This window comes from Anaeromyxobacter sp. Red801 (genome assembly GCF_049201065.2).
Classification (GTDB): domain Bacteria; phylum Myxococcota; class Myxococcia; order Myxococcales; family Anaeromyxobacteraceae; genus Anaeromyxobacter.
This window is the reverse complement of record NZ_CM181236.1, coordinates 4,893,294-4,910,663: the sequence shown is the minus strand read 5'-3', so window position 1 is coordinate 4,910,663 and position 17,370 is coordinate 4,893,294. Positions and strand designations below refer to the sequence as shown.

Here is a 17,370-nt window from a genome sequence, read left to right as displayed (position 1 = left end):
ATCCCGCGCCCGGGGCGCGGCTCCTCAATCTACCGCCTCGCGGCCGGGTCCGTGCCCGGGTCCGGCAGGTCGGCGGCGCACAGCACGGCGAGCCGCGGCCCGCCGGGGCCGAGCTCCAGGTACTCGAGGGCCTCGCCGTGGAGCGAGCCCGCGTTGGCGTAGCGATCGCCCGGCGCGAGGTGGGCCCGGTGCACGTGCCCGAACACGCCCAGGGCGAAGCCCTCGCGCTCCACCTCGGCCAGGCACCGGCGGCGGAAGGTCGCCACCATCCAGTCCTCGGCCACCGCGCGCGCGGCCGCCTCGGCGAACCAGGCCGCGCCCCGCACCACGCCGAACCGACCGAAGCGGCGGGAGATTCCGTCGCCGAGCCGCCCCAGCGCGGAGGCGTTCACCGGATCGGCGGCGTGCCCGTGGGCGACCAGGACGCGGCCAGTCCCGGGAAGCTCCAGCACCACCCGCTCCTCGCCCGCGTCCGGATCGTGGTTGCCGCGCGTCCGCCGGAGCCGGCCCTCGCGGCCGAGCGCCTCCAGCTCCGCGACGACCAGCGGGTGCGCCGCCTCGGCCCGTCCACCCCCCGTGAACAGGTCGTCGAACGCGTCGCCGTTCAGCACCACCGAGGCGCCGTCGGCGCGCGCGCGGGCCAGGAAGGCGCGCGCCAGCCGCCCGTGCACCGCCGGGCTGCCCGGCGCGAGGTGCCAGTCGCTCGCGATGCGCCAGAGGGTCACCGCCCCGCCCTCCGCTTCGCGACCAGCCGGTCGTAGAGCGCCTGCGTCCGCGCCCGCGCCAGCTCCTGGAGCGGCTTCACCACCGCCGGATCCCGCGCCGACCCCGGCCGCCGCTCCACCGGGATCGGCTCGCCGACGGCCATCTCGAGCCGCGCCGGGAGCGGCAGCGGCGACCAGAACGAGAGCTTGCCCCACCGCAGGCCCGGGTACGCCTCCGCGCCGCCCACCACCGCCACCGGGACGATGGGCACGCCGGTGCGCACCGCCATGCGCGCGAAGCCGAGCCGCCCGTCCCAGCGCAGCCGGTAGAAGTCGCGGGAAGGCTGCGCCTCGCGCATGCCGCCGGGCGTCACGAGCAGCGACTCGCCGCGCTCCAGCACCGCGACGCAGTCCTCCTCGTCGGTCCCGATGATGCCGGCGTGCTCCTTCGCACGCGGCAGCCCGGGCAGGAAGCGCTCGATCTGCGACTCCGCCCCGACGATCCGCAGCGGGCGCCAGTCCTCCAGCCGCCCGCTCTCGTGGAACTCCTTCCAGCCGAGGAAGTAGCCGGCGAGCACCAGGTCGAGCACGAGGTACCCGGCGCCGTGCAGCGCGACGTAGATGCACGGGCCCTTCGGCACCGCGCCCTCCACCGTCATGCGGTGGTAGCGGGCGAGCCGGCGCGCGCCGCCGAGGATCCAGCGGTAGGCCGGGTGGCGGGGATCGAGCGGGGGCGGCGGGTCGTGGGGGGCTTGGCGGCTCACGTGCGGCTCCAGGGGGGTGCGCGCCGTGCGCGGACGGCCTCGTCGAGCAGCGCCTGCGTGGCGGCCGCGACGCCGTCGGCGAAGGCGGCTACCGCGGCCGCGTCGCCGGGCGGCGGCGGCGGCATGGGCGCGCCGAACCAGAAGTCGAGCGCCACCGGCAGCGGCACCGGCGGGAGCCACAGCGAGCCGTCCTTGCCGAAGGGGAGGCGGAGCGGGTGCTGCTGGTCGGCGCCGGCGATCGCCACCGGCACCACCGGCACGCCGGCGGCGGCGGCGATGCGCGCGTAGCCGCGGCGCCCGGCCCAGTCGAGCGCGTCCGCCTCGCCGTAGAGCTCGCGCGCGCCGCCCGGGAACACGAGCAGCGACTCGCCGCCGCGGAGCGCCGCCAGCGCCGCCTCCTCGGTCGCCTCGATGCTGCCGACGTGGCGCCGGACCCAGGCGAGGCCGGGGATGCGGTGCAGCGAGGTGCCGCGCTTCTCCATGGGGCGGAACGGGATCCGGTCGGCGTCCCAGAACGTGAGCAGCCCGAGCAGGAAGATCTCGAAGTAGAGCCAGGTGCGCGGGTGCTTCGCGACGTAGATGACGGGCCGGTCGCGCGGCACCGCCTCGAGCCCGTGCACGCGCGGGCGGTACCAGAGCTTCAGCCCGCGCGCGAACGGGACGAGGACCGCCTTCTGGCGCCAGGTGCGGGGGAAGGCCATCGCGCGCTCCCGCCGCGGCTAGCCCCGCGCCGCGCGCGCCACCGGCGCGAGCGGGGGGACGGCGAGCGCGGGGCTCCCGGCGCCGGCCACCTGGTAGATGTGCAGCACGCGCGCCGCCACCCGCGACCAGCACAGCGCGTCGGCGCGCGCGCGCCCGCGGGCCCACAACCGCGCCCGCAGCCCGTCGTCGCGCCCGGCCCGCCACAGCGCCGCGGCGAGCGCGTCCGGATCGCCGGCGCGCACCAGCAGCGCGGCGCCGCGGGCCGCCTCGGCGTAGCCGGGGATGTCGCTCGCCACCACCGGGCAGCCCGCCGCCATGGCCTCGGCGAGCACCATCCCGAAGCTCTCGCCGCCCAGCGACGGCGCGCAGAACACGTCGGCGTCGCGGTAGGCGCGGGCCAGCGCGTCGTCGCTCACCCGGCCCAGGAACCGGACCCCGGCGCGGGCGCCGCGGCCGGCCCAGCGCTCCGCCGGCCCGTCGCCCACCACCTCGACCTCCACCGCCTGGCCGCGGGCGCGCAGGCGCTCCGCCGCGTCGAGCAGCACCGCGAGGCCCTTGCGCGGCTCGCCGAAGCGCCCGACGAACAGGACGCGCGGCGGCGCGTGCGTCGGGCGCGGCGCGGCCTCGGCCTCCGCCCCGAAGCGCCACCGCTCCACGCCGTTCGGGATGACCGCGATGCGGCCGCGGAAGATGGGGCGCGCGAAGCGCTTCGCCTGGCGCGAGACCGCGATGCCGAAGTCCACGCGGGCCAGGCCCGCGGAGGCGAAGCGGCGCAGCACCGACTGCACCCACGGCTCGCGCTCGGCGTTCGCGTGGAAGGTCGCGACCACCGGCCCGCGCGCGTGGCGCAGCGCGTGGCGCCCCGGCCCGGGCACGATGGGCTCGTGCACGTGGACGACGTCGAACCGGTGCGCGTCGAGGTAGGCGCGGGTGGCGCGCTCCGAGACGAGCAGGCCGATGCGCGCCACCGAGCCGTTCGCGGGCACCGGCAGCACGCCGCGGAGCCCGTCGCAGCCGTCCGGCACCGCGCCGCTCGCCGGGCCCAGCACCCGCGCCTCCACGCCGAGGCCGCCCAGCGCGCGCGCCAGCCCGAGCGCGTGCCGGTTCACGCCGCCCTCGTGGGACAGGTCGTACGGCGTGACGATGCAGACGCGCACGGCCGGATCCCTAGGGCGTGCCGGCCGGCGGCGCACCCGGGGCGCCGTGCTGGGCCCCGCCCGCGGCCGCTCCTTCGCCGTGGCGGAGCATCTGGTGGATCACCCATAGGCGGCCCAGCGCGGTGCCGCCCGCGCCCAGCGCCACCAGCGCACAGGTGGTCTCGAGCAGCGGCAGCACGGCCGGCCCGGGCACGAACGACGCCGCGAGCAGCGCCGCCATGAGCATCACCACCCGGTGCGGTCGCTCCAGGCCGAACGTCGGGCAGGAGACGCCCAGGCCCTCACCGCGGGCCCGGGTGTACGAGACCATCATCGAGGCGGAGAGCGCGCCCACCGCCCACAGCATCCCGGAGCGGTCCGGGAACGCCGCGGCCAGGCCGGCGAACATCGCGATCTCGGAGACGCGATCGAGGTTGGAGTCGAGGAACGCGCCCGCCCGCGTCTGCGTGCCGGTCCGGCGGGCCAGCTCGCCGTCGAGCAGGTCGCACCAGGAGCCGTAGACCAGCAGCAGGAAGGCCCACCCGAAGCCCCCCACCCCGACCGCGACGCCGGCGGCCACCGTCAGCGCGGTGCCGATGGCGGTCACGCCGTTCGCGGAGAGCCCGGCCGCGTTCGCGGCGCGCAGCAGCGGCCCGCTCACGAAGTAGGCCCACCGGCCCAGGATCCCGATGATGCCGCGCCGGCCGGTGAAGCGGGCCGGCTCGGGCGGGCGCACCACCGCGTAGGCGAGGGCGGTGGCCGCGCCGAGGGCCAGGTGGGCGAGGATCGCGAGTCGCGCGCCGGTGGGCATCGCCGGCTAGCCGACCGCGGCCTGCTTGGCGGCCTGCGCGGCCGCGTCCGCGTAGCTGCGCAGCTTCGCGAACAGGTTGGTCTGCTGCTGGAAGAGGTCGTGCACCGCGCCGTTGCCGGCCGCGGTCACCGGGCTCTTGAAGAAGAAGGAGAGCCACTCCTGCGGCCCCTTCTCCCCGGCCCGCTGCGCCAGGTCGGCGAGGATGGCGAGGTCGATCGCGAGCGGCGCCGCCAGGATCGAGTCGCGGCACTGGAAGTTGACCTTGATCTGCATCGGGTAGCCGAGCCACCCGTAGAGGTCGATCGCGTCCCAGCCTTCCTTGTTGTCGCCGCGCGGCGGGTAGTAGTGGATCGTGACCTTGTGGTCGATGTCCCCGTAGAGCTCGGGGTGCTGCTTCGGCGACAGGATCGAGTCGAGCACCGAGAGCTTCGAGACCTCCTTGGTCTTGAAGCTGGCGGCGTCGTCGAGCACCTCGCCGTCGCGGTTGCCGAGGATGTTGGTGGAGAACCAGCCGTCGAGCCCGAGCAGCCGCGCGTGCAGCATGGGGGCGATGGTGGTCTTCATCAGCGTCTGGCCGGTCTTGAAGTCCTTGCCGCCGGTGACGACGCCCTCGCGCTCGGCCAGCTCGCGGAGCGCGGGCGTGTCCTGCGACAGGTTGGGCGCGCCGTTCATGAACGGCAGCCCGGTCTTCAGGGCGGCGTAGGCGTAGACCATCGACGGCGCGATGGTGGGGTCGTTCCGGTCGAGCGCGGCCTCGAACGCCTCCAGCGAGGCGTGGGCCGGGCCGATCTCGGCGTAGACCTCGGTCGAGCCGGTCCACACCATCACGCCGCGGGCGCAGCGGTGCTTCTCCATGAAGCCGCGGATGTCGGCCTGGAGCGCGTCGGCCTTCTCGCGCAGCGAGCCCTTCTTGACGTTCGGGCCGTCGAGGCGGCGCACCCACTCGGTGTCGAACACCGCCGGCATGGGCTTGATGGCCTCGAGCTCCGCCTTGAGCGGCTCGAGGTGGTCGCGGTCCAGCACCCGGGCGCGACACGCGGCCGCGTACACGTCGTCCGGGATGGGGTCCCAGCCGCCGAACACGAGGTCGTCGAACGACGCGAGCGGCAGCACGTCCTTGATGAGGCGGCCGTGGTTGTGGCCGTCGTCGAGGAAGTGGCCGAGCTGGGTGAGCGAACCCACCGGCTGCGCCAGCTTCTTGCGGACGGCGTGGACCCCGGCGATGGCGGTGGTGGCGACGGCGCCCATGCCAGGCATGAGCACCGCCAGCTTTTCCCCCTTGCGCAGGGGCTTCAGACCGGAAACGAGTTTCATGTGCACACCTCTGGGCGGTGGCCGCGAAGGGCGCGGCGCCTCCTCTTCCTGCCCCCGCGCTCCGGAAGGCTGCACGCAGCCCAGGAACGCCTGACGGCAGAACGGGCTGCCGGTGGCCGGGTTTCTACCTCATGGCGGGCCGGGGCGAAAGGGTAAGGCGCACCCCGTGGGAGCCGCGCTCACCGGCGGCCTGCCGCGTTGGGCCGGGCGAAGCGCACGTCGTGGACCCGCGCGCCGGGCTCCATGAAGCGCAGCAGCGCCTCGCCCTCGGCGCCCAGCGCCAGCCGCGCGGCGCCGTCGAGGGCCGCGAACGGCTCCACCACCAGCGCCGTCCCGCGCCGCCCGCGCTCGGTGCGCCAGGTCCCGGCCACGCGCCCGTCCACCAGGAAGCAGGCGCGCACCAGCCCGTTGTTCGTCACCACCAGCGGGCGGTGGGCGTCGTCGATGAAGCGGCGCCGGTCGGCGTGGGCGAGCAGCAGCGCGTCGAACTCCCCCAGGAACCGCACCGGCGCGGCCACGTCCTCGGGCGGCCGCGGCGCCTCGGCGAGGTCCACGAGCTCGCGGCCGTCCTCGTCGCGAAAGGTGCGCAGGCCGGCTCCGAGCCCCTCGAGCGCCTCGCGCACGGCGCCGAGGCCGGTGAACGTGGCGAGGTCGGCGGCGCTGGCCGGGCCGACGGCCGCGAGCGCGCGGCGCAGGAGCGCCTGCGGCGCGGCCGCGGGGTCGCAGGCCCTTCCCAGCCAGCCCTCCGCGTCCGCGAACGACGCCGCGCCCGGCCACCCCCAGGGCGCGGCCGCCTCCGGCACCTGCACGAGCGGCACGCCGTAGCGCACCGCCAGCGAGGCGGCGTGCAGGTCGGCGCCCGGGAAGCGCTCCGCCACGCGCGCGCGCAGCGCGTCGAAGGTGCGCGGCGCCTCCGCCAGCCAGCCGCGCGCCGCCCGCTCCAGCGCCGGCCGGTCGAGGGTCTCCAGCTTCCGGCCCGCCGCGGCGCGCAGCGCCGGCTCGAGCGACGGGGCGACCGCGGCGCGCAGGCGCAGGAGGTCGCGGGCGGAGAGCAGGTGGAGCGTGCCGCGCAGGAACGGGGCGCGCACCACCTCGCGGGCCAGCGCGGCGCGCGAGAGGTCCGCGGGCGCGAACCCGTCGAGGCGCGCCCAGAGCGCGAGGAACGGGGGCCGGGCGAGCTGCGCCTGCAGGCAGAGGAGCCGCTCCAGCGCGCGCACCGGCCCGGCCCGCTCGCGCGCGAGGAGGAGCTGGCGGGCGAGCGTGGCGCGGTTCAGCGCGCGGCGGGTGAGGAGCGGCGGCGGGGGCATTCCGCCCACAGTGTAACCCGCCGCTCCGACGCGCGGGCGCACGGCCGGCCGGCGGCGCGCGGGCGCGAGCGGTTGCGGCCCGGCGCGCCGGTGCGGATCGTCGTCGCGGGAGGGGAACGCGATGCGGAGGGCGGACGGTCTTTGGCGGCGGCGCGCGGAGGCGGTGGCGGACCTGCCCGCGCGCCTCGCGCTCGGGAGCACCATGCTCTACCACGGGCTGGCCAAGCTGCGCGGCGAGGGCCCGGCGCAGACGGCCCGCATGTTCGAGGGGCTCGGGCTCCGCCCCGGGCGCGCGCTCGCCCTGGCCACCGGCCTCGCCGAGACGTTCGCGGGCGCGGCGGCGATCCTCGGCATCGCCACCGCGCCGGCGGCGCTGGCGGTGATCGTGACGCAGGCCGTCGCCATCCGGAAGGTGCACGCGCCGAAGGGCTTCAGCGTCATGAACGGCGGCGTGGAGTTCAACCTCGCGCTCGTCGCGATGGCGCTCGCGCTGCTCGCCGAGGGGCCGCGGAAGGTCTCGGCGCACCACGCGGCGCAGCGGCTCGCGCGCCGGCGCGGCCTGCCCGGCCTGCTCGCCGCGGCGCGCCCGGGGCGCGTCGAGCGCGCGCTCGCGCTGCTCGGCTGACCGCCCGGCCTGCGCCGGCCCGGCGCCGTGGCCGCCCCGGCGAGCGCCGGGGCGGCGGGGTGCGCGCCAGCGCCCACCCACGCGGGTGAGCGATGGTGGACCTGGGCCGAATGTCACGGGATTATGCGCTCGGTCTCCTTGTTTCCCGACGGGCGAGCGCGCGAAGCGTGAAATACGCGGTCCGCTGCCCCGTAGGGCCGGGCACGCACATGACCGCATCCGAGCTTTCCACCGACGGCTCCATCCTCCTCCGCGCGCTCGCGGTGCCGCAGCACGGGTTCTCGCTCGTGACGACGCGCCGCCGCGCCGGCCTCGCGCTCGCGCTCGCCACCGCCGCCGCGCTCGCCACCGCGGCCGCGGTGCTCCCGAGCACCGACTTCGGGGCCGCTTCCCTGGCGGCCGACCGCGGCCCGGACGGCGCCGAGCTCACCGTCAGCCAGCGCGAGGAGAACGCCACCACCGCGCGCAAGCTCGGCCTCATCGCCGGCTGGGCCGGCGCCGCCACGCTGCCGGCGCTGCTCGCGGTGGCCGCCGCGGGCTGCCTGTTCGTCGGGTTCCGCGTGGCCGGGTCGCGCCCGGACTTCAAGGCCACCCTGGCGGTGACCGCGCACGGCATGCTGCCGGTGTGGCTGGGCGGGCTGCTCGCCATCCCGGCCGCGCTGGTCCACGCGCCGCTCGCGCCGGCGGACGTGCCGCGCCTGGTGCCGTCGAGCCTGGCCGCGCTCGTCCCCTCGGCGCCGCCGCCGCTCGCCGCCGCGCTCGGCGCCGCCGACCTCTTCACCGTGTGGGCGCTCGCGCTGGTGGCGCTCGGCATGGCCCGCGCCGCCGGGACCTCGCGGCTGCGCGCCGCGGCGGTGACGCTGGTGCTCTTCGCCGCCTACGTGGCGCTCTTCGAGGTGGTCCCCGCCGCGCTGTCGGCGGGCGGCCCCGGCCCCCGCTAGCACAAGGACCCGAGACCCGCATGCGCTCCCTCGCCGCCGCGCTCCTCCTCGCCCTCGCCTCCGCGACGCGCGCCCAGGCGCCCATCACGCTCGACGACGCGCTCGCGCAGGCCGCGCGCGCGAACGCCGACCTCTCCATGGCGCGCGCCGACCGCGGCATCGCCGCCGCCGACCGCGGCCAGGCCCGCGCGGCGGTGCTGCCGCGCCTCGACCTCGACGCCGGCTTCGGCCACAGCTTCATCGGCCGCGCCACCGGCGCCGGCGCGCTCATCGACCCCATCACCGGGCAGGTGACGGTGGTCGGCGCCGCGAGCGACTCCGAGGCCTACAGCGCCTCGCTCTCGCTCTCGCAGCCGCTCTTCGACTGGGCCCGGTTCAAGGACCTCGACCGCGCCCGCTGGGGCGCCCGCGCCAGCGACCGCGGCTACGACGAGACCGCGCTCTCCGTGTCCTTCGAGGTCACCCGCCGCTTCTACGACCTCGTGAAGCAGGAGCGGAGCCTGGAGGTGCTGCAGAAGACCGTGACGCGCTCGCAGGAGCTGGTGGACCGCGCCGAGGCGCTGTTCACGGCGGGGCGCGCCCCGAAGAGCGACACCTACTCGGCCCGCGTGAACCTGCAGAACGACCGGATCGCGGTGGAGGGGCAGCGCATCCGCGTGGCGCAGGCGCGCACCGCGCTGGCGCAGGTGCTGGGGCGCGTGGACGCCGAGGCGATCTCGGTGGTCGCGCCCGCGGCCATCGACGCGCCCGGCGTCCCCGGCGCCGAGCCCCCGCCCGCCGACGCGCTCCTCGCCCGCGCCCGCGAGCGCCGCCCGGCGGTGCTGGCCCAGGCGGCCTCCGTGCACGCGGCCCGCGCCGCGGTCGGCGGCGCGCAGGCCGGCTACCTGCCCACGGTCTCGGCGGTGGGCTCCTACGCGCGCCAGGGCACCGTGCTCGGCGGCCAGGGCGGCGTCTACGGCGATCCCGCGCGCGACTACAGCGCCTCCGCGCAGGTGGTCCTGTCGTGGAACCTGTTCGAGGGGTTCGGCACCTCCGCCCGCGTGCAGCGCGCCTCGGCCTCGCTCGACCGCGCCCGCGCCGACGAGGACCGCACGCTGCAGGCGGTCGCGAAGGAGATCGGCGACGCGCGGGCGGCGGCGGTGGCGCTCGCGCAGCAGGTGGCGCTCGCCACCGACACGCTCTCCATCGCGCAGCAGTCCCTGGCGCTCGCCACCGAGCGGCTGGACGCGGGCCTCGCCAACCAGCTCGAGCTCCGCGACGCGAACCTGAAGCTGACGCAGGCGGAGCTCTCGCTCCTGGAGTCCCGCATCGATCACGCCGTGGCGATCGCCGACCTGGCGCGCGCCGCGGGAGGAACGCTCTAGATGGCCACGCAGAACCCGCTCCCGATGCCCTCTCCCGACCACGCCACGCCGGCCCCGGAAGGCCCGGTGCTGGCCGCCCTCCCGCCGCAGCCGCGCATGAGCTGGACGAAGCGGATCGTCGCCGGCCTGTTCGTGGCGGCGGTGGTCGCCATCACCGTCTCGGCGCTCCGCCCCAAGCCGCCGCCGCCCATCGGCATCCAGGCGGTGGCCGCGAAGCGCGGGCCCATCACCCGCCTCGTCACCGCCGCGGGCAAGCTCCAGGCGGCCACCGAGGTGAAGCTCTCCGCGAACGTCTCGGGCGACCTGCTCGAGCTCGACGCGCACGAGGGCGACCTGGTGAAGAAGGGCCAGGTGCTCGGCAAGGTGGACTCGCGGCGCTACACCGCGCAGGTGGCGCAGCAGACCGCCGCGCGCGCCAGCGCCGCCGCCGACGTCGAGCTGGAGAAGGTGAAGGTCGCGCAGCTCGAGCAGGAGCTGGCCCGGGTGGAGCGGCTGGTGAAGACCGGCAACGCCAGCGCGGCCGAGCTCGACACCGCCCGCTCCAACCTCGGCGCCGAGCGGGCCCGCCAGCAGGCGGCGGTCGAGCGGGTCGCCCAGGCCGAGGCGGCGCTCAGCGAGGCGCGCCACGCGCTCTCGCTCACCACGCTCGCCTCGCCCATCGACGGCGTCATCACCAAGCGCCAGAAGACCGCGGGCGAGCGCGTGCGCGGCTCGGACCTGTCCGAGGACGTGGTGCTCATCATCTCCACGCTCTCCAAGATGGAGGCGAAGATCGAGGTGGGCGAGCACGAGGTGGTCTACGTGAAGGAGGGCGACACCGCCGAGGTCGAGATCGACGCCTTCCCGGACCAGAAGTTCCCGGCCACGGTGGTGGAGGTGGCGCGCAACGCCACCGTGAAGAACCAGGGCACCGAGGGCGAGGTGACCACCTTCTTCGTGCGGCTCGCGCTCGACCACCCGGTCCAGAACGCGCTGCCCGGCATGAGCGCGCAGGCGTCCATCGCCACCGACACGCGCGAGAGCGCCATCGTGGTGCCCATCCAGGCGGTGACCGTGCGGCCCGAGCGCGAGCTGACCGGCGCCGGCCCCGCGCCGGAGGGCCCGCCCGCCGCGGCGCAGGGCGCCGGGCAGAAGAAGGCCAAGCGCGATCCGCTGCGCAAGGTGGTGTTCGTGATCGAGGACGGGGTGGCGAAGATCCGCCCGGTCGAGACCGGCCTCGCCAGCGACACCGAGCTCGAGATCACCTCCGGCCTGAAGGAGGGCGAGAAGGTGGTGGAGGGGCCGTACCGCGTCCTCTCGCGCGAGCTCGCCGACGGCAAGCGCGTCAACGAGGAGCCGCTGGGCGGCAAGCCGGGCGCCGGCGGGAAGAAGGGGTAGCCGTGGCCGAGCCGCTCATCGTCGTCGAGGAGCTTCACCGGCACTACGTGGTGGGCGGCGAGACCGTGCGCGCGCTCGACGGCGTGTCGTTCACCATCGAGCGCGGGGAGTGGGTCGCGATCGTGGGCCAGTCCGGCTCGGGCAAGTCCACGCTCATGAACCTGCTCGGCTGCCTGGACACGCCCAGCGCCGGCGTCTACCGCCTGAACGGCTCGGACGTGGAGGGGCTCGCCGACGACCAGCTCGCCGACCTGCGCAACCGCGAGATCGGGTTCGTGTTCCAGACGTTCCAGCTGCTGCCGCGGGCGAGCGCGGTGCAGAACGTGGAGCTGCCGCTCGTGTACCGCGGGGTGCCGCGGCGCGAGCGCCGCGCCCGCGCCGAGGCGGCGCTGCGCGCGGTGGGCCTCGCGAACCGCATGACCCACCGGCCCAACGAGCTGTCCGGCGGCCAGCGGCAGCGCGTGGCCATCGCCCGCGCGCTGGTGGGCGAGCCGTCGATCCTGCTCGCCGACGAGCCCACCGGCAACCTCGACTCCGCCACCGGCGAGGAGATCATCCGGCTCTTCTCCGAGCTGCACCAGCGCGGCCACACCATCATCCTCGTCACCCACGAGCCGCGGCTGGCGGCGCGCTGCCCGCGCGCCATCCGCCTGTCCGACGGCCGGGTGGTGGGCGACGGCCCCGGCGCCGAGGTGGCGGCGCTGTCCGGCGCCCGGGCGGTCCACGCATGAACCGCGTCACCCGGGCCTTCGTCCGCGCCGGCGCGGAGCTCGCGGAGGCGGTGCGCATCGCGCTCGGGTCGCTCGTCGGCGCGCGGCTGCGCAGCTTCCTCACCACGCTCGGCATCGTCATCGGCGTCATGACGGTGATCGCGATCGTCGCCATCATCCAGGGGCTGAACCGCTCGTTCGAGGGGCAGATCGCGAACCTGGGCGCGAACACGCTCTACGTCTCCAAGTTCGCCTGGCTGGCGCAGGGCCGCGGCGAGTGGTGGGAGATGCGGAACCGCAAGGACCTGGGCAAGCGCGAGCTGGCCGCGGTGGAGCGCGAGGTGACGCTCGCCACGGCGGTGGCGCCGCAGGCCGGCACCCGCGGCACGGTCACCCGGCTCGACAAGGAGCTGTCCGGGGTCCAGCTCATCGGCACGAACGCGCGCTACCTCGACACCGGCGCCGGCTCGGTGCAGGCGGGGCGCTTCCTCACCGACACCGACGTGGACCTCGAGCGCGCCGTCGCGGTGCTGGGCCACGCGGTGGCGGAGCGGCTGTTCCCGGGCGCCTCGCCGGAGAGCGTCCTCGGCCAGCGGGTCACGCTGGAGGGCCACCCGTTCACGGTGGTGGGGGTGATGGCGAAGCGCGGGCAGATGCTCGGCATGGACATGGACAGCAACGTGACCATGCCGTTCACCACGTTCCTGCGCGACCTCGGCTCGAAGCGCTCGCTCAACCTGGCGGTGGCGTCCGCGCCGGAGGACCTCTCCGCGCTCGAGGACCAGATCGTCGGCGTGCTGCGCCGGGTGCGGCACGTCCCGCCCGACAAGAAGGACGACTTCGCCATCAACCGGCAGGAGCAGTTCCTGCGCATCTACCGCCAGCTCACCGGCGCGCTGTACGGCGTCGCCATCGGCGTGGGGCTCATCACGCTGGTGGTGGGCGGCATCGGCATCATGAACATCATGCTGGTGTCGGTGACCGAGCGGACCCGCGAGATCGGGGTGCGGCGGGCGCTCGGCGCCCGGCGGCGCACCATCCTGCTCCAGTTCCTGATCGAGTCGTCGGTGGTGGCCGCGCTGGGCGGCGCGGTGGGCACCACGCTCGGCCTCGGGGTGGCGCAGCTCGTGGCGCTGCTCACGCCGCTCGCGGCGGCGGTGACGCCCTCGGCGGTGGCGCTGGGGCTCGGCTTCTCCGCGGGCGTGGGCCTGCTGTTCGGCTCGTGGCCGGCCTGGCGCGCGGCGCGCCTCGATCCGGTCGAGGCGCTGAGGTACGAATGAACGCCTTCCTCGACACGCTGGCGATGGCCTTCGGCACGCTGCGCGGCAACGTGCTGCGCTCGATGCTGACCTTGCTCGGCATCGTGATCGGCGCCTGCACGGTGGTGGCGATGATGTCGCTCACCGAGGGGCTCCGCCTCAAGATGACGAGCGACTTCGCCATGCTCGGCGCCGGCGCGTTCCAGGTCCAGAAGTGGCCGCACATGAACTTCGGGCCGATCGACTGGCGCAAGTACGAGCGGCGCCCGCCGCTCACCCGCGAGCAGGGCGAGGCGCTCCGGTCGCTGCCGCACGTGAAGTTCGTGTCGATCGAGGAGTACCCGACCGGCGACGGCGGCGCGGTGGTGCTCTCCACGCCGGAGCGGGCCACCCGGCGCGAGATCTCCATCGGCGGCGTGCTCCCCGACTACGAGCCCGCCAACGGCGTCACCGTCGGCCAGGGCCGGTTCATCAGCACCACCGACGTGCTGCTCGGGCGCCGGGTGACGTTCGTGGGGACCGACGTGGTGGACGTGCTGTTCCCGAAGATGGACCCCATCGGCCGCGAGGTGCGCATCCGCGGCGTGCCGTTCGAGATCATCGGCGTCTCGGTGAAGCAGGGCAGCATCTTCGGCCAGTCGAAGGACTCCTGGGCGGTGGTGCCCTGGACCGCCTACGAGGTCGCGTTCGGGCGGAACCGGAACAACAACATCGCCATCCAGGCCACCTCGGCGGAGGACCTGCCGCTCGCCATGGACGAGGTGGTCGCGGCGCTGCGGCGGCTGCGCGGGCTCGGGCCGCAGGACGAGAACGACTTCGAGCTGTTCTCGAACGACACCTCGGCGGAGATGTTCGACAACCTGGCGCGGATGGTGGGCGCGGCCACGTTCGGCGTGTGCGCGCTGGCGCTGCTGGTCGGCGGCATCGGGGTCATGAACATCATGCTCGTCTCGGTGACCGAGCGGACCCGGGAGATCGGCGTCCGGATGGCCCTGGGCGCCCGGCGCGGCCGCATCCTGATGCAGTTCCTGCTCGAGTCGATCACGCTGTCCGGCCTCGGCGGTCTGGTGGGCGTGCTGGTCGGCGCCGGCCTGGCCCTGGGGGCCCGGGCCGTGTTCGACGTTCCCGCGAGCATCCCGGCCTGGGCGGTGATACTCTCCCTCGCCTCCGCCTGCGGGGCCGGGCTGCTGTTCGGCATCTACCCGGCCGCCCGAGCCTCGAAGCTCGACCCGGTGGAGGCGATGCGGATCGAATAGGAGAGCGGCGGCGCGTGGACAGAGCGAAGGTGATGAGAGAGGTACGGGGCTGGACGCTCACCATCCTCGCGGTGCTCGCCTTCCGGACGTTCCTCTACGAGGCCGTCTACATCCCGTCGGGCTCGATGCTGCCGACGCTGGAGATCGGCGACTACGTCATCGTGGAGAAGTGGGCCTACGGCGCGCGGCTGCCGTTCACGCCGACCGCGCAGGCCACCTGGGCGACCCCGAAGCGCGGCGACATCGTGGTGCTGCTCGCGCCCCCGGGGAACCCGCGCGACGACGACCTCATCAAGCGGGTGGTGGCGGTCGGCGGCGACACGGTCGAGATCGTGGACGGGCACCTGGTGCTGAACGGCCAGCCCGTGCCCCGCGAGCGGATCGCCGGCTCGTGCAGCTACTGGGACCGCCCCGAGGGCTCCGGCTGGCGCGAGGAGCCCTGCGTGGATGCGGTCGAGCAGCTCGGGCCGCACCGCTACCACACGTACTGCACCCCGTACCAGGAGTGCGGGGACGTGCCGCCGCAGAAGGTGCCGGAGGGCACGGTGTGGCTCGCCGGCGACCACCGCGACCACTCCGCCGACAGCCGCGTGTTCGGCCCCGTCCCCGTCGGCCGCATCAAGGGCCGCGCCTGGATCGCGCTCGCGTCCTGGGGTCCGGGCGGGCCGAGATGGAATCGGCTGTTTCACTTCGTGAATCATTAGCCACGAGGGCTGCGCAGGCAGTTCGGGCGCCCGAACCGGAGGCGGGTGCACGCCCTGAGCTCGCCCGAGGGCGAGCCGGCGTGGCTTCGAGGGCGCTGCGGCGGCCGGAGCGCTTCCGCGTGACCGCCCGTCCTCGGGCCTCTCGCAAGCCGATCTCGCCCCCACGGTTCCGGCACGCCGAACCGGACCGGGACGCCCTCGCTCCCTCGAAGCCCGTCCGCCACGCCGCGGACGCCGCTTCCTCTTCGAAGCCCTTTCCAGCCCCCACGATCTGCATGGCCTCGTACGACGGGGAGCGCCCCCTCACCCTCCGTACAACCCGCGCACCGTCTCGATCGTGTCCGCGTCCTCGGGGCGCTTGTCCTCGCGGTAGCGCTTCACCCGCGCGAAGCGGAGGGCGAGGCCGCCGGGGTAGCGGGGGCTGGCCTGGATCCCGTCGAACGCGACCTCCACCACCAGCTCCGGGCGCACGGGGACCTGCCACGCGTCGAGCGGTCCCTCCGCCAGCGCCTTCAGGCGCTCGGTCTGCCACGCGAGCATCGCGTCGGTCATGCCCTTGAACGTCTTGCCGAGCATCACGAAGCCGCCGGTGGCGGGGTCGCGCGCGCCGAGGTGGAGGTTGGACAGCCAGCCGCGGCGCCGTCCGCTGCCCCACTCCGCGGCGAGCACCACCAGGTCGAGCGTGTGCGCGCGCTTCACCTTCAGCCACGCGGCGCCGCGGCGGCCGGCCTCGTAGGGCGCGTCGAGCGCCTTCGCCACCACGCCCTCCTGGCCGCGGGCGAGGGCGTCCTCGAGGAACGCGCGCGCCTCGGCGGGATCTCGGGTGACGAGGCGGGGCACGCGGCGGTCCGCGGGGACGGCCCGCTCGAGCGCGGCCCAGCGCTCGCGCTCGGGGCGCGCCAGCAGCTCCGCGCCACCGGCCACCAGCGCGTCGAAGAAGAACGCGGTCAGGGGCAGCTCGGGCGCGAGCCGCTCCACGTCCAGCTTCCGGCCGAAGCGGCGCATGGTGACCTGGAACGGCTCGGGCGTGCCGTCGGCGCGGAGCGCGATGGCCTCGCCGTCGAGCACGAGCAGCGGCTCTGGCGCGGCGCGCAGGAGCGCCACCACCTCGGGCACCGCCGCGGTCACGTCGCGCAGCGAGCGCGAGAACACCCGCACCTCGCCGCCGTCGCGGTGCGCCTGGATCCGCGCGCCGTCCAGCTTCCACTCCAGCGCGGCCTCGCCGCCGAGCGCCCGCAGCGCCTCCTCCACGTCCGCCGCGGTCTGCGCCAGCATGGGCGACACGGGCTCCCCCACCCGCAGCCGGAAGCGCGCGAGGCCCGCGGCGCCCTCGGCGAGCGCCGCCTCGGCCACGGGCGGGAGCGTGCCGGCGAGCATGGCCGCGCGCCGGACCTCGGCCGCGGGGAGCCCCGCCGCCTTCGCCACCGCGTCGGCGAGGACGCCCTCCAGCGCGCCCTGCCGCAGCTCGCCGAGGAGGAGCGCCGCGAGGAACCGCCGCTCGGGATCGCCGGCGCGGGCGAGGAGCGCGTCGAGCGCCGCGCGCCGCGCCCCGCCCGACCCGGGGCCGGCCGCGGCCGCGATCCGGCGGAGCGCCGCGTCCCCCTCCGCGACCGTGAGCCCCGGCCCGCCGACCTCCCGCGGCGCGGCCTCGAGCGCCGCCCGCACGGTGGCGGCGCCGATCCCGATGCGCCCGCCGGGCAGGTCGCCGGCGAGCCAGCTCGCGCCCACGGCGCGCTCCTCCGGCGCGAGCCGGCGGAGCGCCTCGGCGAGCCGCGCGATCTTCTCCAGGCGCGCCGGGGTGGCGGCGACCGCGCGGGAGACCTCGGCGAGCTCGGCGAGCAGCACGCCGGATCGTCTAACCGGCGGCGTCCCCCAGCGCGCGGGCGGCGGCGCGCGCGGCGGCCTCCACCGCCGGGACGGCCGCGGCCACCGCGGGGGTGAGCCCCTCGCCCACCTCGTCCAGGATCTCGACCTCCACCGCGACGAGCTGGATCCGCGACGGCACCGGCGCGCCGGCGGCGCGGGCCCGAGCCACCGCGGAGGGGAGGCCGATGGCGTGCGGCGACGGGCCGCCGGGCGCGTGGATGGCCTCGAGCGGCAGCGCGTGCACGGTGCCGGGCGCCGCCGTTCCGGTGCGCACCGCGTCCACCACCACCACGCGGTCGAAGCCCTCCATGTCGTCGAGCAGGTACAGCCCCGCCTGCGCGCTGGTCCGGACCTCGACGCCCGGCTCCGGGCGCGCCGAGAGCCGCGCGGCCACGTGCAGCGCCACCGCGTCGTCGCGGCGGAGCGGGTTGCCCAGGCACAGGATCAACACGTGGTTCACGACCGCCTCATGGCAGCAATCGCTCGCCATCCGCCCGCCCCTCGACAGGCTCGGGGCGAGCGGCCTTCCG

The 17,370-nt window shown here is 76.0% G+C and carries 17 protein-coding genes; 8 read left to right on the top strand and 9 right to left on the bottom strand.

Going from position 1 to position 17,370, the window contains the following annotated elements; translation table 11 throughout:
• Window positions 1–29: 29 nt before the first annotated feature.
• The 7 genes from ACOQFB_RS22620 to ACOQFB_RS22590 all read right to left on the bottom strand — a co-directional run bounded on the left by ACOQFB_RS22620 (window position 30) and on the right by ACOQFB_RS22590 (window position 6,738).
• Window positions 30–725, bottom strand: a complete 696-nt coding sequence (locus ACOQFB_RS22620; RefSeq protein ID WP_059439268.1) for a metallophosphoesterase — start codon at window positions 723–725, stop codon at window positions 30–32.
• Window positions 722–1,468 carry a lysophospholipid acyltransferase family protein gene (locus ACOQFB_RS22615; RefSeq protein ID WP_421610498.1) on the bottom strand — a complete coding sequence of 249 codons (747 nt, stop codon included), beginning with the start codon at window positions 1,466–1,468 and terminating at the stop codon, window positions 722–724. Before ACOQFB_RS22615 ends, ACOQFB_RS22620 begins: the two co-directional genes overlap by 4 nt.
• Window positions 1,465–2,169: a 1-acyl-sn-glycerol-3-phosphate acyltransferase gene (locus tag ACOQFB_RS22610; protein WP_421610497.1), complete on the bottom strand. Its 705-nt coding sequence runs from the start codon at window positions 2,167–2,169 to the stop codon at window positions 1,465–1,467. The genes ACOQFB_RS22615 and ACOQFB_RS22610 overlap by 4 nt, the downstream gene beginning before the upstream one ends.
• An 18-nt stretch (window positions 2,170–2,187) precedes the next feature.
• Window positions 2,188–3,327 (bottom strand): glycosyltransferase family 4 protein, encoded by a 1,140-nt coding sequence (locus ACOQFB_RS22605; RefSeq protein ID WP_421610496.1) that lies wholly within the window; start codon window positions 3,325–3,327, stop codon window positions 2,188–2,190.
• Window positions 3,328–3,337: 10 nt separating this feature from the next.
• Window positions 3,338–4,117 (bottom strand): CDP-alcohol phosphatidyltransferase family protein, encoded by a 780-nt coding sequence (locus ACOQFB_RS22600; RefSeq protein WP_059439466.1) that lies wholly within the window; start codon window positions 4,115–4,117, stop codon window positions 3,338–3,340.
• Between the two features lie 6 nt (window positions 4,118–4,123).
• Entirely contained in the window at window positions 4,124–5,431 is a 1,308-nt protein-coding gene (locus ACOQFB_RS22595) for an inositol-3-phosphate synthase (RefSeq protein ID WP_059439467.1), read from the bottom strand.
• A 179-nt stretch (window positions 5,432–5,610) separates the two neighbouring features.
• Complete coding sequence (locus ACOQFB_RS22590) at window positions 5,611–6,738, bottom strand: winged helix DNA-binding domain-containing protein (RefSeq protein ID WP_421610495.1); 1,128 nt, start codon at window positions 6,736–6,738, stop codon at window positions 5,611–5,613.
• 121 nt (window positions 6,739–6,859) lie between these two features.
• On the opposite strand from ACOQFB_RS22590, the gene ACOQFB_RS22585 reads away from it, so the two are divergent.
• The 8 genes from ACOQFB_RS22585 to lepB all read left to right on the top strand — a co-directional run bounded on the left by ACOQFB_RS22585 (window position 6,860) and on the right by lepB (window position 14,974).
• Window positions 6,860–7,363, top strand: coding sequence for a DoxX family protein (locus ACOQFB_RS22585; RefSeq protein WP_421610494.1), 504 nt, complete (start codon window positions 6,860–6,862; stop codon window positions 7,361–7,363).
• A gap of 209 nt (window positions 7,364–7,572) precedes the next feature.
• Window positions 7,573–8,304, top strand: coding sequence for a YIP1 family protein (locus ACOQFB_RS22580; protein ID WP_059438987.1), 732 nt, complete (start codon window positions 7,573–7,575; stop codon window positions 8,302–8,304).
• Between the two features lie 20 nt (window positions 8,305–8,324).
• Window positions 8,325–9,668 carry a TolC family protein gene (locus tag ACOQFB_RS22575; RefSeq protein ID WP_421610493.1) on the top strand — a complete coding sequence of 448 codons (1,344 nt, stop codon included), beginning with the start codon at window positions 8,325–8,327 and terminating at the stop codon, window positions 9,666–9,668.
• Complete coding sequence (locus ACOQFB_RS22570; RefSeq protein WP_421610492.1) at window positions 9,669–11,045, top strand: efflux RND transporter periplasmic adaptor subunit; 1,377 nt, start codon at window positions 9,669–9,671, stop codon at window positions 11,043–11,045.
• A gap of 2 nt (window positions 11,046–11,047) precedes the next feature.
• The gene (locus tag ACOQFB_RS22565) at window positions 11,048–11,776 is read left to right on the top strand and encodes an ABC transporter ATP-binding protein (RefSeq protein ID WP_059438984.1); all 729 of its coding nucleotides are present in this window, start codon (window positions 11,048–11,050) and stop codon (window positions 11,774–11,776) included.
• Entirely contained in the window at window positions 11,773–13,035 is a 1,263-nt protein-coding gene (locus ACOQFB_RS22560) for an ABC transporter permease (protein ID WP_059438983.1), read from the top strand. The genes ACOQFB_RS22565 and ACOQFB_RS22560 overlap by 4 nt, the downstream gene beginning before the upstream one ends.
• The gene (locus ACOQFB_RS22555) at window positions 13,032–14,270 is read left to right on the top strand and encodes an ABC transporter permease (RefSeq protein ID WP_059438982.1); all 1,239 of its coding nucleotides are present in this window, start codon (window positions 13,032–13,034) and stop codon (window positions 14,268–14,270) included. Before ACOQFB_RS22560 ends, ACOQFB_RS22555 begins: the two co-directional genes overlap by 4 nt.
• 14 nt (window positions 14,271–14,284) lie before the next feature.
• Window positions 14,285–14,974, top strand: coding sequence for a signal peptidase I (lepB, locus tag ACOQFB_RS22550; protein WP_494492376.1), 690 nt, complete (start codon window positions 14,285–14,287; stop codon window positions 14,972–14,974).
• A 303-nt stretch (window positions 14,975–15,277) separates the two neighbouring features.
• Here the strand turns inward: lepB and ACOQFB_RS22545 are convergent, their stop codons facing one another.
• Both ACOQFB_RS22545 and ACOQFB_RS22540 read right to left on the bottom strand, forming a co-directional pair.
• Window positions 15,278–16,819 (bottom strand): ATP-dependent DNA ligase, encoded by a 1,542-nt coding sequence (locus ACOQFB_RS22545; RefSeq protein WP_421610491.1) that lies wholly within the window; start codon window positions 16,817–16,819, stop codon window positions 15,278–15,280.
• Between the two features lie 10 nt (window positions 16,820–16,829).
• Complete coding sequence (locus ACOQFB_RS22540; RefSeq protein ID WP_421610490.1) at window positions 16,830–17,300, bottom strand: hydrogenase maturation protease; 471 nt, start codon at window positions 17,298–17,300, stop codon at window positions 16,830–16,832.
• Window positions 17,301–17,370: the final 70 nt, after the last annotated feature.